At 61.6% G+C, this 13,970-nt stretch carries 18 protein-coding genes; 4 read left to right on the forward strand and 14 right to left on the reverse strand.

All coding sequences use genetic code 11. The features are described from left to right. The first annotated feature begins 98 nt into the window (after positions 1–98). From BUA26_RS04190 to BUA26_RS04205, 4 genes are read left to right on the forward strand one after another with little or no spacing between them, the layout of a single operon-like run. Positions 99–989 carry a PhzF family phenazine biosynthesis protein gene (locus tag BUA26_RS04190; protein WP_072758158.1) on the forward strand — a complete coding sequence of 297 codons (891 nt, stop codon included), beginning with the start codon at positions 99–101 and terminating at the stop codon, positions 987–989. A 55-nt stretch (positions 990–1,044) separates the two neighbouring features. Continuing rightward, positions 1,045–2,382 carry an APC family permease gene (locus BUA26_RS04195; RefSeq protein WP_255368155.1) on the forward strand — a complete coding sequence of 446 codons (1,338 nt, stop codon included), beginning with the start codon at positions 1,045–1,047 and terminating at the stop codon, positions 2,380–2,382. Between the two features lie 52 nt (positions 2,383–2,434). Further along, positions 2,435–2,971 (forward strand): (2Fe-2S)-binding protein, encoded by a 537-nt coding sequence (locus BUA26_RS04200; protein ID WP_072758161.1) that lies wholly within the window; start codon positions 2,435–2,437, stop codon positions 2,969–2,971. Next, complete coding sequence (locus tag BUA26_RS04205; RefSeq protein ID WP_072758162.1) at positions 2,968–5,244, forward strand: xanthine dehydrogenase family protein molybdopterin-binding subunit; 2,277 nt, start codon at positions 2,968–2,970, stop codon at positions 5,242–5,244. Before BUA26_RS04200 ends, BUA26_RS04205 begins: the two co-directional genes overlap by 4 nt. Before the next feature lie 55 nt (positions 5,245–5,299). On the opposite strand, the gene BUA26_RS04210 is transcribed toward BUA26_RS04205, so the two are convergent. From BUA26_RS04210 to BUA26_RS20010, 14 genes are all read right to left on the reverse strand, one after another. Beyond that, complete coding sequence (locus BUA26_RS04210; protein WP_218587772.1) at positions 5,300–5,626, reverse strand: hypothetical protein; 327 nt, start codon at positions 5,624–5,626, stop codon at positions 5,300–5,302. Between the two features lie 135 nt (positions 5,627–5,761). Next, positions 5,762–6,076: an antibiotic biosynthesis monooxygenase family protein gene (locus tag BUA26_RS04215; RefSeq protein ID WP_072758164.1), complete on the reverse strand. Its 315-nt coding sequence runs from the start codon at positions 6,074–6,076 to the stop codon at positions 5,762–5,764. 75 nt (positions 6,077–6,151) lie between these two features. Continuing rightward, a complete protein-coding gene (locus tag BUA26_RS04220) occupies positions 6,152–6,562 on the reverse strand; it encodes a VOC family protein (RefSeq protein WP_072758166.1) in 411 nt (136 codons plus the stop codon). A gap of 16 nt (positions 6,563–6,578) precedes the next feature. Continuing rightward, positions 6,579–7,010, reverse strand: a complete 432-nt coding sequence (locus BUA26_RS04225) for a GNAT family N-acetyltransferase (RefSeq protein WP_083572863.1) — start codon at positions 7,008–7,010, stop codon at positions 6,579–6,581. A 56-nt stretch (positions 7,011–7,066) separates the two neighbouring features. Then, positions 7,067–7,633 carry a hypothetical protein gene (locus BUA26_RS04230; protein WP_143154164.1) on the reverse strand — a complete coding sequence of 189 codons (567 nt, stop codon included), beginning with the start codon at positions 7,631–7,633 and terminating at the stop codon, positions 7,067–7,069. A gap of 140 nt (positions 7,634–7,773) precedes the next feature. Further along, complete coding sequence (locus tag BUA26_RS04235) at positions 7,774–8,199, reverse strand: LIC_13387 family protein (RefSeq protein ID WP_072758170.1); 426 nt, start codon at positions 8,197–8,199, stop codon at positions 7,774–7,776. A 64-nt stretch (positions 8,200–8,263) separates the two neighbouring features. Then, positions 8,264–8,743, reverse strand: a complete 480-nt coding sequence (locus tag BUA26_RS04240) for a hypothetical protein (protein WP_072758172.1) — start codon at positions 8,741–8,743, stop codon at positions 8,264–8,266. Positions 8,744–9,377: 634 nt separating this feature from the next. Further along, the gene (locus BUA26_RS04245) at positions 9,378–9,806 is read right to left on the reverse strand and encodes a DUF1801 domain-containing protein (RefSeq protein WP_072758174.1); all 429 of its coding nucleotides are present in this window, start codon (positions 9,804–9,806) and stop codon (positions 9,378–9,380) included. Between the two features lie 187 nt (positions 9,807–9,993). Beyond that, on the reverse strand, positions 9,994–10,434 hold the full coding sequence (locus tag BUA26_RS04250; protein WP_072758176.1) for a DUF6196 family protein: 441 nt from the start codon (positions 10,432–10,434) through the stop codon (positions 9,994–9,996). Between the two features lie 113 nt (positions 10,435–10,547). Then, positions 10,548–10,961: a GFA family protein gene (locus BUA26_RS04255; protein ID WP_343124218.1), complete on the reverse strand. Its 414-nt coding sequence runs from the start codon at positions 10,959–10,961 to the stop codon at positions 10,548–10,550. A gap of 88 nt (positions 10,962–11,049) precedes the next feature. Beyond that, the gene (locus tag BUA26_RS04260) at positions 11,050–11,418 is read right to left on the reverse strand and encodes a VOC family protein (protein WP_072760014.1); all 369 of its coding nucleotides are present in this window, start codon (positions 11,416–11,418) and stop codon (positions 11,050–11,052) included. 435 nt (positions 11,419–11,853) lie between these two features. Beyond that, the gene (locus BUA26_RS04265; RefSeq protein WP_072758178.1) at positions 11,854–12,513 is read right to left on the reverse strand and encodes an XAC0095 family protein; all 660 of its coding nucleotides are present in this window, start codon (positions 12,511–12,513) and stop codon (positions 11,854–11,856) included. 380 nt (positions 12,514–12,893) lie between these two features. Beyond that, positions 12,894–13,514 (reverse strand): hypothetical protein, encoded by a 621-nt coding sequence (locus BUA26_RS04270; RefSeq protein WP_072758179.1) that lies wholly within the window; start codon positions 13,512–13,514, stop codon positions 12,894–12,896. A gap of 93 nt (positions 13,515–13,607) precedes the next feature. Beyond that, on the reverse strand, positions 13,608–13,904 hold the full coding sequence (locus BUA26_RS20010) for a hypothetical protein (RefSeq protein ID WP_143154165.1): 297 nt from the start codon (positions 13,902–13,904) through the stop codon (positions 13,608–13,610). Positions 13,905–13,970: the final 66 nt, after the last annotated feature.

Consider the following 13,970-nt stretch of genomic DNA (forward strand, 5'->3'; position numbering starts at 1 on the left):
CCCATGGCGCCAGCCAGCGATGCGCGAAGCATTCCGGATGGACGCTTGCGTGCGGCGCCGCCGTGGTGGCATGGTCGGGTGCTTCCCCTGGCGCTCCCATGACCCGTCGACTCCGTTTTCTGCAACTGGACGTCTTTGCGAACCGTCTGTTTGACGGCAATCCGCTGGCTGTGGTGCTCGATGCCGTGGGGCTGGACACCGACACCATGCAGCGTATCGCGCGCTGGACCAATCTCTCCGAGACGACCTTCCTGCTGCCGCCGACCCAGCCGGCGGCGGATTATCGCGTGCGTATTTTCACCACCCATCAGGAGCTGCCGTTCGCGGGGCACCCCAGCGTGGGCAGCGCCTATGCGGCGATCGATCATGGCTTGGTGGAAAGCGGCAAGGCGTCGCTGGTGCAGGAGTGCGCTGCCGGCCTGCTGCCGGTGCAGGTCGTCGGCACCGGCCCGGCGCGGATCATCCACGTGCAGGCACCACCGGCGCGGATCGCGCCTGGCGCTGCGGACTTGACCGACAAACTGGCCGCCGCCCTGCACGCTCCGCTGGATCCGGCCACGATACGCCTTGTCGACAACGGCCCGCGCTGGATCGTCTGCGACATGCGCGAAGCGTCCGTGGTGCGTGGATTGCACCCCGACTTCATCGCCCTCGCCAGTGCCTGCGAACAGGCATCGGCACTCGGGGTATGCGTCTTCGGCCATGAGCGCGATGGCGCCGCGGCGATGGCCGTGCGTGCGTTCTGTCCCTCCGAAAACATACCCGAAGATCCGGTCACCGGCAGCGCGAACGCCGCCATTGCCGCGTACTTGCAGGCCACCGGCGGATTGTCCGCGTACGGCCAGCGTTATCGCGCCAGCCAGGGCCGCGAGGTCGGCCGCGATGGCTGCGTCGAGGTGAGCGTGGACCCGATCGGCTCGGCCATCACCATCGGCGGCGCCTGTGCGATCGGCGTGCGCGGCGAACTGCTGCTTCAGGACATTCGCTGAGCGGCCCCGTCTTGCCGGATACGCCGCGGGCCGCCATGCTGCCGCGATCGCCCCCATGACCGGTTCCATGCCAGCCCCCACTTCACCCACCACCTACCTCCGCAGCCTGCGCCCGTGGGATGCCGCTCTGATCGTGGTCGGCGGCATCATCGGCGGCGGCATTTTTCTCAATCCCGGCATCGCCGCACAACGCACGGAATCGGGCCTGGCGCTGCTGTTGCTGTGGGCCGGCGCCGGCGTGCTCACCTTGATCGGCGCGCTGTGCTATGCCGAGCTCGGCGCACGCCGACCGCACGCGGGCGGCACCTATGTCTACCTGCGCGAGGCCTTCGGGCCGCTGGCCGGGTTCCTTTTCGGCTGGACCATGTTGCTGGTGATCTATTCCGGCTCCAGCGCGGCGGTCGCCACGATCTTCGCCAGCTACGCCGCGGCGGCGTTCGGTCTGCCGCCGGCCATGGCGCTGCCGCTGACGGTCGGCGCGCTGGTCTTCGTCGGCGGCATCAATTTGTTCGGCATTCGCCTGGGCGCACAGATCCAGAACCTGTTCGCCCTGCTCAAGCTGCTGGCGGTGGCGGTGCTGGTCGTGTGCGGCCTGTTTCTCGCCGGCGCCGGCCACGGCCAGGTGCTGGCCGTCGATCCGGCGCGCAGCGGCGTCGGCTTCATCGGCGCCGCGTTGCCGGTGCTGTTCGCGTATTCCGGTTTCACCTATCTCAACAACCTCGCTGGCGAGGTGCGCGATCCGCAGCGCACGCTGCCCCGCGCGCTGACGCTCGGCATGCTGCTGGTGATCGTCGCTTACGTGCTGGTCAACGTGGCCTATCTGGCCGTGCTCGGCCATGACGGCCTCGCCGCCAGCCATGCGCCGGCAGCCGACGTGATGCAGCAGGTGTTCGGTCCGCTCGGCGCCAGATTGATCGCGCTGGGCGTGGCGATTTCCACGCTGGGCTTCTGCAACATCACCCTGGTCGCCGGTGCGCGTGTGCTGCAGGTGATGGGCGAGGACGGCCTGTTCTTCCGCGCGGTGGCGCGGCTGCACCCGCGTTATCGCACGCCGAACATCGCACTGCTGTTGCTGTCGGGCTGGGCGATCGTGCTGGCGCTGTCGGGCAGCTACGGCCAGTTGCTGGACTACGCCACGTTCGGCGACTGGCTGGCCTGCGCCATCGGTGTCGCCACGCTGTTCTGGTATCGCCGCCGCGATGGCGCCACGGCGAGCTTCCAGGTACCGGGCTACCCGTGGCTGCCGCTGCTGTTCGTCGGCACGGTGGCATGGGTGGTAGTGATGACCATGCGCGACAACCCGCGCAATGCCGGTATCGGCGCGCTGATCATGGCCGCCGGCGTGCCTGTCTACGCGGTCTGGCGTCGCCTGTTCAGTCGCGCGCACCCCTAAGCGGACGGCAGCAATGCCACAATGTGCGGATAGATTCGTGAGGAGATGATGGATGGCGCCCGTGCAAGCCCAGGCCGTGACGGTCACTTCGGACAGCAGTATCGTGCCCGAGAAGATACGCGACGGCATTGATCTCGAGATCAACGGCGAACACTACCGCCACACCGGCGATCCGCAGATGCCCTTGCTGTGGTACCTGCGTGACGTGCTGCGCCTGACCGGCACCAAGTACGGTGGCGAGCACGGCCAGAACGGCGCCGACCTGGTGCTGCTCGACGGCAAGGCGGTGTCCGCGATCGACCAGCCGATGACCAAACTGGCCGGCAGGCAAGTCGTGACCGTGGAAGGTCTGGCCGGCAACGACGGCAGCCTGCATCCGGTCCAGCAAGCCTTCGTCGATGAGGACGCGATCGGCTGCGGCTACTGCACCCCCGGTTGGCTGATCGCCGCGGTCGACCTGCTCAGGCGCAAGCCCAATCCTGGCGATGACGATATCGATCGCCTGCCCAATCTGTGCCGCTGCGGCTGCCAGACCCGCGTGCGCAGCGCCATCAAGCGCGTCGCCGCCGGCAAGGCGGGCCAGCCATGAGCAACGATCGCACTACGGTCCACAATCAGATCCGGCTGTCGCGCCGCCGTTTCCTGCAGGTGCTGGCCGGCACCGCCGGTGCGCTGGTTGTCGGTATCCGCATGGCCGATGCCGCCGATGCACCGCTGCCGCTGGCCATGCTCGGCGACACCTTCAACGACCTCGGCGCCTACGTGCGCATCGATGCCGACGGCAACGTGCTGATCGGCGCGCGCGATCCGGACACCGGCACCGGCGTCGCCACTTCACTGCCGCGTATCATCGCCGACGAACTCGACGCCGACTGGAACCGCGTCAGCGTGGTATCGCTCGGCCTCGGCGTGACCGACAACAACGGCCAGCCGCGCTGGACCTACGGACGCCAGATCGGCGGCAGCGGCGGCTCGATCCCCGCCGCCTGGAACGACCTGCGCCATGTCGGCGCGCTCGCGCGCTGGCTGCTGCTGCAGGCCGCGGCGCGTCGACTCGGCTTACCGGCCAGCAATCTGCGTTGCGATGCCGGCACGGTGATCGCGCCGGACGGGCGCCGCTTCACCTACGGCAGCCTCGCCGCGGACGCCAGCAAGATCGCCCTGCCCGCCAGCGTGCCGCTGTTGAAAAATGCCGCGAACTATCACCTGATCGGCAAGCCGGTCGGCGATGTCGACGCACGCGCCATCGTCACCGGCCTGACCCGCTATGCGATCGACGAACATTACGGCGACGAGCTGATCGCCGTGCTGGCGCATTGCCCGTGGCCAGACGGCACGCTGGCGCAAATCGATACCACCGATACGCTCGCCGTCAAAGGCGTGCTGAAAGTGGTGCAGTTGAAACCCGAGCCCGGCCAGCCGCTGGGCAGCACCGTGATCGCGCCGGCGGTGGCGGTGCTGGCCGTAGACACCTGGTCGGCGCTGCAAGGCCGCGAGAAACTCAAGCTCGAATGGAAACCCGGCGCCAGCGGCGGCGAAAGCAGCAACGCGCTGGAACAGCAGGCCAGCGCGTTGCTCGCCGGCAAAACCGATCCCACTACGCGCGTGCGCAACGATGGCGACGTCGAAGCCGCCGGCAAGAAAGCCGCGCGCCGGCTCGAGGCCACTTATTTCCAGCCGTGGCTGGGGCACGTCACCGCCGAGCCGATGAATTGCCTGGTGCGGCTGGACAAGGATCGCGCCAGCCTCGTCGTGCCGACCCAGGCGCCGCAGAAAGCATGGGCGGTGGTGCAGCGCCTGACCGGCCTGAGTCCCGCGCAGATCGATATCCGGGTGCCCCGCGTCGGCGGCGGCTATGGCCGCCGGCTCGATCACGACTACGTGGCCGAGGCCGTGATGGTGGCCAAGGCCGTCGACAAGCCGGTGCGCCTCATGTGGACGCGCGAGGAGGACTTCGACCACGACTATTACCAGTCCGGCAGCGTGCACCACCTGAGCGTGGTCCTCGACCGCAAACGCCAGCTGCTCGGCTGGAACCAGCGCATGGCGAGCGCCTCCGCGCTGGCCCATCGCAACACGCCGGATAACCGGCTATGGACGTCCGAACTGCACGCCGACCAGCTGCCCGCCGCGCTGGTGCCGAACTATCGCAGCGACTGGTACGCGCTGAACTCGGCGATGCCGCGCGGCCCGATGCGCGGCATGCCGCACACCAGCAATGCGTTTGCGGTGGAAAGCTTCATCGACGAAATCGCGCACAGTATGAAAGAGGATCCGCTGGTCACCCACTTGCGCATGCTCGGTGAGCCGCGCGAGCTGCCGCTGAGCGTCGGCGGCACGTTCAATACCGGTCGGCTGGCCAACGTGCTGAAGCTGGTCGCCGACCGGATCGAATGGAAGAACTGGCTGCACAGCGTCAACGGACTCGGCATCGCCTGCTGGCACATCGACGGTGCCTACGTGGCCCATGCCATCGAGGTGGCGATGCAGAACCAGAAGCTGGTCATCCAGCGCGTGGTCTGTGCCGCCGATGTCGGCCGCGTGATCAACCCGCTGGGTCTCGAAGGTCAGCTCGCCGGCGCCACGCTCGATGCGCTGTCCACTGCCCTGAACCTCGCCATCACGTTCAAGGATGGTCTGATCCAGCAACACAACTACAAGGATTATCCGCTGGCCAGCATGGCGCAGCTGCCGAACGCGGTCGAAGTCATCGTCGTGCCCGCCGATGACCGCCCGCCCGCCGGCGCCAGCTTCCTCGCGATGCCGACCGCCGCTCCGGCACTGGCCAACGCGGTCTTCCGCGCCAGTGCCGTGCGCGTGCGCCGGCTGCCGCTGATGAAGGAATTGCTGCGCATGCTGTAAGACCGCGCCGCTCGGATCGACCGGGCGGCGAAGCGGCTCCGGCCCGAATGGATGGTCAGGCCCGTGCCGTTCGCCATCGCCACGCGGGCATGGCTGCGAACAACAGAAGCATGGCCAGGTACACGGCGCCCGATACGGGATCTCGGGACGCAACATACTGGGCGGGCGTTTGCCCCTGCAGTAGCGCAACGAACAGCAGTTCGGCCGCGGCGAGCAGCGACAGCGCAATAACACCGACAAGAAGACGGGACCGCCAGTGCAACAGCCGATAGCGGCGCACCACATAGCGTGCAGAGCACACGATGACCAGCAGCATGAGCGGCATTTCGAGCAGCTCGGCGAAGCGAACGCCCAGGCGCGGAACCAGCAGCGGAACGCGCACGAGACCCAACGGAAAACCGCCGCGAAGACAAGCGCAAAGTAGACGAGACCTGCTTTGAGTGTGCGCACCATCGGATGCCGGGCCTGGCGCATGGATCAAGCCGAACCGCAAAGCACCTTCGGCTCGAATGGATGATTAGACCGCATCTTCCTTGGCGATCACGCTGTAGTGCTGGACGAGCGGCTCAAACTCCAGAAGATAGTCTTGATCTTCAGGATAGTATTTGGCCTTGAGTACGTCGTCGCCGGCAAAACGGCGCACGCAATCTTCGGATTCCCAATAGGTCACGGTCAGGAAATGGGTGGTGTCACCATCGTCCCGACGCAGTACGGCCACACTCAAGTTTCCGGGCACCGAGCGATAGTCCGGAATGGCCCTTCGCTCGAGGAAACTTGCGTACTCATCCGCTTTTGAACGCGGGGTACGTCCGTGCCACATGCGATAAATCATGAAGCCCTCCAGATGTTTGAGCCAAGCGGCGAATCGGCAGGCATGGATGCTGAACCGGTGAGATGCTAAGCGGTTCTACAGCGACGTGGCAATTTCGTCGTAACCTCTACCGACGAACTGCACAAGACAGAAACCGTGTCCGAACGGATCGGACATGAGCGCCAACTTTCCCCAGTTGCTGGATCGGACTGCATGTTCGAGCTTCGCGCCAGCACTCAGCGCACGTTGGACAGCCACATCAACATCATCGACGACGATGTCGAGATGCACAGGGGTCCAATGCCTCCTGTAGTCCCGCGTCTGACTCGACGCACCCGATGCCTGGCTTCCCGCCGCCTTGACCAGAAGATAGATCGGCGCTGACCCACCAAGAAGTTCGGTGCCGTCCACACCAAATCGGCGCCCGACCTTCAGGTCGAATGCGCTCGTGTAGAACTTGATCGCACGATCAAGATCTTCAACGTCGATATTTACCAGAAGGTCCATGAGAGCACTCTCTTTGCTACGGAAGCTTGGCGCGAAAGTGGAAGCACTCCATGCCAAAGCCCTCGCGGAAGTAGAACCGGTGCGCCTGTTCTCGCGTAACCCGCGAGATCAGTTGGACCTCGGTACAACCAAGCGCACGCCCCTCGTCTTTGAGTCTGGCGATTAGCTGCGCACCGTAGCCACGTGAACGTACGCGCTCATCCGCAACGAGGTCATCTATGTAAATCAGGCTCCCGCAGTACAGCATGTTCATGACCCGGTACGCAGCCACAGCCCGAACCGTCCCCTGCTCCGAAAGCACCAGAAGCCTGAGTCCGTCACTTGCCATGAGGCTACGGATCGTTGAAATGTACTGACTGTTCTCGAGATGTGGCCGAAGTTGCTGCATGACATCAAAGGTCGCAGCAATCTCGTCGTCCGATTCCGCATGAGTGATGTCGATCGTCATCGAAGTCTAACGCCTGAGTTAAGGATGCTCTTCGCTCGCATGGCTGGAACGCCTTGTTAGGCTGTACGTGGCGCGATGTGGACTACAACGGCCACGATGACTATGCCGGCGACGATCGCCAAGGGCGCCTTCCATTTGGGACCCGACAAGTCATATAGCGCAGCGAGAATCGACGCAACGAGAACCGCTTTTAGCGGGTCCGTCTGACTGAGCGCGGTAGCGCTAATGAGCATCCCGCAAAGGATGAGCATTAGCAACGCGGCAAGGGCCCCAGCAACATGGCCCAAAAGACGCACTGGCTCACCGGTTCTCGCATCAAAAGCTAGGAGCCAAGCGGCAAGAGATGCCGCGCCAATAGCCATATCCTGAAGATCGCCCCGATCGATACCCCAACTATCCCGTCGTATAGTTGAGGCCACCAGGAAGAGTGCCGCCAGAACGAAAGAGCCGCCTGCCTGGATTTTTCTGGACACGCCGTACCCGGTGCATAGGCCGAGCAGAGTGAGGATGATTAGCGCAATCCAGCCCACAATGACCTCTGGCTGGAATCCCCGGAAGTAAGTCGCCACACATGCGATAAAAGCAAACAAAACGCCTTGCCCCCAGGCAAGGCGTACAAGCATCTTGTCGACTCCCTCAGTGGCCATCCGTGCTCCGAAATACGCGGCCCAGCGTTTGATGGTGAGCGATAGCCAACGGCGCCACCGAACTTGCCGGCGTGCGCAAACCTGCCCTGTCGCTGGATGTCCGCTCGACCGAGGGGTCAGGCGCCATTGCGTTTCCCCGCGGCGTAGAACGCCAGCCCAAGGCAAACCGCAACAGCGGTGAACGAGACGACAGGCAGCAGAAAGATAAACCTCCAGGACAGGAATGCGGACGCGACGGACACAAGCAAGAACGATCCTATCAGTGGACGAACCTGGGATTGGTCAGTCTTTGCCATCGACGCCAATTGCCAGAGAACGACCGCCTGTGCAAGCAGGTAGGCGCTAGTAATGAAACCGAAGCCCAGATAGAAATCCAAGTAGGTTCGGCTAACACCCGCGGCATCGAAGTGAAACGACCTCATCGCGCGAAGCACCTCCGTCTCTCCCGCGGGAGACCAGAAGCTGAGTCCACCCGCGGTATGTCCCACGGCAAATAGCAAAGTGATGATCGATGCGATGCGCAATAAGAGCGACGGCTTCATGGGGTTCTCCAAGTGCGAGACGCATAACGCGGGAGTCAGGCAGCGGCACAGCAGTCCGCCTGGATCACTGCTTGGCCGCACACGCAGGGTGTACGAGCTGCGACCGATGGGAAAGCGACTCGGCCTGAAAGAAACCCCAAATGGCAATGGCTACAAACGGAGTAAATGCCAACAAGCGAAGATAGCCAACGCGCCGTGCCGCAGCCCCTCGTTTGATGCGCGTAGGACGCAAAACCTTGACACCCATCGGCGGAGACTGCCCATCGCGCAAGATCTTGACGCCATGCCGACCCTCTACGCAGGCGAAAACCAACGCCAGAAAGAGCGGGAAACCAACGAACAGCCCGTACCAGAGAACAGTGGTACCAGCCATACCGAACACGCTACGACAATGGGCTGATACAGCAAATGCAGCGAACGCAGGCAGAAGCCAGAGTTTCCACAGTAGAACAAACACCCCGCCGATGACGAGGCCAACGGCACACAGCCGAACGCGTTCGCGAAAACTGTATTCCTCCGCAAACTCTGGAAGCTCGATCTTCATGCCCGGCCAACGCCCCATGTCTTGAATAAATAGTGACCGCCTAAGTTATGAGGCGTGCGGTACGCGCGTTCGCTTGGAGGAGTGGTTAGACAGACCTATGTTGAACACGATGCCATAGGGATCTCGCATGTAGCAACGAGGCATAGAGGCATTTTCTTCCAGGACAGTGCAGCCGGCTGCGACAAGTCGACTCTTCGCGGCTTGAACGTCGGGCACGAGAAACTCGAAGACCGGCCCGTGCGCCTTACCCTTTTCGACATATAGGCAGAAGGCACCCGTCTCGAAACCCATCAGTGTTTCGCTTTCGGAGCTGACGGGGAGGCCGAGAACCGACCCATAGAAGTTGGTGGCTTCTGCCCAAGCCTCGGTTCGAATGATGACATCACGTGTAGATTGAAATCGGCTTCCCACGATGACCTCCTGCTTATGACACCTAACGCCTATATTTAGCGGCCACGCGGAGCGTGGCCCACTGAAATGAATAGCGAGGTGGATCCCGATTTTCGCCAGTCACACCTGTCCGTGCGTGCAGTATGCACCGTGACCACGAAGCCGTCCTGCATAGTCATGGCTATGTCCGAGTCGGCGTGAGCTCGGCCGACTCACATGTGCAATTACTGTTCTGGCAACCATGCTAGATGGTTGTCTGATCAATACCATATCGCATGGCTGATTTAAGTGCCTCCATACTTATATCGCTCAGCGTTTTGAACTTAATGCAATAACCCGTTATTTTTGCCTTACCGAGGTTCTTTCCATATGCCTGCGCCAAGTATCCCCTGTCTTCGATTCCAAGGATGTAGACGGAAATTCCCGTTGTGTTTGCACTGATGCCAATCTGGTAGAACTCCCTGGCATCGCCGTTCGCGTACTTAATCGTCTGAGTTCCGTACCCTACATTAGGGTTGGAAACGGTTTTACCTGAATCGTCCTTGCCATCCAGGAACCACAATTTACATTTCGGCATGACATTCAGAATGATGCGGTGCAATTCCTTCATGTCTCTGCGCTTCGGCTCAGGCTGAGCAGCAATATATTCTTTGATTTGCTCGTCGACGCTCATACAGAAACCCTCACTTAGCTCGCCGGCTCGGCGGCCGTCAGACTCTGGATGCAGTTCTCTATGACAACTGGCATATCTTTCTTGTGGCAAACATTTTGACGACGATATTGCCAATGCCGCTCACGCCGGATCCACCTGACGTTTGACCTAAGCGGATCGCCGCAGGCGGGTCCGCCTGAAGGAAAGATTAGGCGGCACTTCTCTCGCCTCGCAGATTGCGTATTTCGGCGATGACCTGGCTTGCCACCGACAGCGGAGCGCCCCAATAGTCAAAGATCCCTCCGCGCTGAGAGTTCTGCCCACAGATGACCAAAACGCCGGTGCCAAGTACGACTTTGAGATGCGATGCCAACCAGCCGACGAACCCTGAGTTGTCGAGGTTTTCCGTGAAGTGGAAGCTGAACACGACGAACTTTTCGTGCTCAGGCTCAACGCTCGGGACAAGAGCGCTCCAGACGTTCTCATCCCTCACGAATGCCAAAGCCGTTGTAAGCAACTCTTTCGGGAAGCTACTCACGTCCGTCTCTACGAACGTATATGGCTGGTCGTATACGACAAACTCTGCACTGGCTATGACCTGGCCCAAGCGAGTGCTCGTCTGTGATGGTGTTTCGTAGCTGATGTACATGGTGGGAGAGATTGTGTGGCGCCTAGCGCGGGAATTGAGCGGCGGCGTAGCCGTCCGCCTTGAGCGAGATGTTAGGCGGCGTTATGCCTCGAAGGCCAGACGTGGCTGGAAACTCACATGGGGTCCTTCTCATATACCACCACGCCTTGCGGCAGCTGCACCCAAGGATGACGGCGACAGTCGTACACGGAATCCTGCGGTGGCGGAAAGCTCGGGTCGGCGAACGCGCCAACGGCTACCGCGACCCACTTGCTCTCATTTCCCTCTTCGGTGTGAAACACCGTTGACCCACAGACCGGACAGAACCGAAATCTGAACTTTGCCCCTTGATCGCCAGTGCGAACGAACTCTGTGGCGGTGCCGGTTACCTTGTACGGTGCCAGGAAGCCCGCGAGCGCAGCGAATACGCTGCCGGTTCGGCGCTGACATGCCAGGCAGTGGCAGACACCCACACCCTGAGGTTCGCCCTGAACCTCTACACTCAACTGACCGCAGTAGCAGGAGGCAGTTCTCTTCTCCATGCGCATCTCGATGGTGGCTTCTCGTGCCGCCTAACGCTTGAGTTCAGCCGCCGACAACCCGCGTAGCGGGATAACGGTCGGCTGCAGCGAGCTGTTAGGACTCGGATTCGTGGCAAACGACCTCGATATTGTGTCCGTCGGGGCCTATGACGAAGGCCGCATAGTATTTTCCCGTGTAGCTGGGGCGCAGCCCGGGCGCACCATTGTCTTTGCCACCAGCCTCCAGTGCCGCGCGATAAAAAGCTTCGACTTGCTCGCGACTCTCGGCGGTGAATGCTAGATGAAGATGCCCAGACTTTTCCCCAGCTCTACGGATACACAGTGAAGACTTACCGTCCGCGCTGAGTTCAACTCCGGGCGGCCCTTCCGACACCACCGCCATGCCAATTGGCTCAAGTGCCTTGAGAAAAAATGTTTTGCTCTCAGCGTAGTCGCTGACCCCGAAAACAACGTGGTCAAACATGAGGTCCTCCAAATCCCTCGGCCTATGCATTGCCTGACGCTGGAGTTAAGCAGCGCGGCCCAACTTAAATTCGGTTGTTGATCGAAACCTAAGCCCGCAGCCTAACCCGACAAATCGGGTAGCGGCCATCAGGAGCTTCCTACACAAATCAACGAGCTCTACCGGTCGCACCGCCTAATCCCGCCATCTAGTTCCGCTAGCCTTTCACGGTGGAGCCGGCCAAGCGACGATACTCCCACCCGAAGTCGGCAGCGGCAAGCGCAGTTCCAGCCATGCTCTTGCACTGGCCGCCACCTCCTTCACAACCGATTCTCTGCTTGATCACCTATTAACTCCCGATCAACGCCCCGGACAACTCGCTGCAGTGCGCATCCGGGGGAAGCGGACGGAGGAAACCCCACGACTTGCGCCTCCGTCCCTGCCCTCTCCCTTCCGCTACTGATAGGTCGGAAGCTGCCGCACAAGGTGCGACGTGTGGCCCATGAGCAAACGCGCGGGTAGTACGTGGTAGGTGGCACGTTCCTCGCGCACGCCGGGTTTCGCTCCGTGCGATGGTCCCAGCCGCTGCGCATTCACGTCGTCGATGATGTCGCGCAGCTTCTGCGCGTCGCGGACGATGGCGTCGCCCATGATCGACAGTGTGACGTCGGATAACTCGGCATGATCGCTGCAGGTCACCACGTTGCCATGGGCCCGAAGGCTGTCGAGCAGCAGGTTGATGTCGTCGAGCTGAGTCAGGGTGACGCCAAAGAGGCAGCGATTGCCGGCCTCGTCCATGACCGGCTCGGCGACAGCCGGTTCCGCGGCTTCGATGGAATCCTCCGCGTTCGCGTGCGCATCGGCCTCTCCACGCTCGGCCGGCCAGGAGAGTTCATTCAGCACCTGAGCGATCTGCTCCTCCAGCAGTTCCAGGCAGACCGCCACTTCGCCCGGGCGAATCTCCGCATAGCACTCCTTTTCCTCGACCGACGTGCGCGGTCGCGCGAGGTTGGCCAGAAACTCCACATACTCGCGCAGCTTCTTCAGCCGCAGCTGGCTGTCTTCCGGCAGGAAATAGCCCATCGTTTCCAGATCATCCGCATCGAACGTCGACATGGTCGCCTCCTATTCCACGAAGTGCCCGTCCACGGCATGACGACGGACGGGGTGTCGGGAGGTTAGAAACCGCACAGAGCCGGCGGGCGTATTCCCCTTGCGGGTGTTGTATTAGCCGCCCTCCCGACGCAGGTATCACGTCGGCTTGCACCTGCGAACAGGTACAAAAAACCCACCGGTTTGTCGGAGGTGGGTACCGCTCTGTGTGGAGTTTCTACGCTCCTTGTGACCGAGTCTGCTATCGCCGTCGAGCTGTGTCAACAGCTGCGCTTTGGACGCTGCCTGGGCATCTGATGCGCAAAAGAATTCAGCATGAAAAGCTACCTAACGCAGGAGTTAAGCGACGGCGAAGCCGTCCGCCTTGAACGAATTGTTAGCGCTCACCAGAGCACTAACCCGCGGGCCCCTGCTGAAAACTCTCGTGCGAACTCCCAGAAGGGCTCAAACCTGCCCTCGAAAGTCCAGTTAATTCCATCCGCACCAGGGAACCCCTGTTGTATGAGTGCGCGGAAGTCAGTTGCTTCCACTATCACGGGATCGGAATGAAAAACGGCCTTCCCGGGCTTGACGTACACGTTGTGGCAATTGTTCTTTCGGAGTGATCCGTCGGACTTGGTTGGCGCGCCTACCGAGGAAAGTGTGGTGACATCGACAAGCCATGTTTGAGAAACCAAGTCCGAGTTTGCTCTTAGCTCTGCCGTCGTGCCAACCAGAGGAAATGCGTAGAAGATTGAACGGCGGTGAGATCCTGCTCGGTGCCGCAATGCCAGTAGTTGGTTGTGCGGCGCCATGAACACGCGGTCTCTTGATCTAAGCACGCGATTCGATGCTTTGAACTGAAAGATGAGCAGGCGGCCGCCCAACTTGGTGCACGCATCGAAACCGGCACGGGCCTCTTGCTTTTGGGTAAGCCCGAACCAAAGCAGACGGCTACTGCTCCCCACATGTTGCGATACTTGAGCGCAGATGTTGAGTTCGAGTGTTTTCTCTGAGAGCTTCATATGCGCCGAACGTCCCTGTGAGTGCTAACGCATGAGTTAAGCGGCAGCGAAGCCGCCTTGAACGAGTTGTTAGGCAACGTGCCAGCTCGCTTGCTATTTGGCCGAACCATCTTTGGTCTCACCAAGCACCCACTGCCGCCAGCTGCGAGGCAATGCAGCAAGTTGCCCAAGTTTTGCAGTGCCGGGCTCGCCGTGATGTCTCCAGGCACGCCACAGGACAACAAAAGACCCGACCACGAGAAAGGCCAGCCACGCCAAAGCAAATGCGATGTCTAGCGCTCGCCAATGGGCAGCAGCAGCCAGGCCGATGGCGGCGCTGCACCCAAAGAACCAGGCAAACGCGCTGGGCTGACCCCAAGAGGTATGGCTTTTTTGTCGTTCGATTTCCATGGTGCTCTTTGATGCCTAACGCTGGAATTGAGCGGCGGCTAAGCCGTCCGCCTCGAATGAGTGGTT

Source organism: Rhodanobacter sp. OK091 (genome assembly GCF_900142825.1).
Classification (GTDB): Bacteria; Pseudomonadota; Gammaproteobacteria; order Xanthomonadales; family Rhodanobacteraceae; genus Rhodanobacter.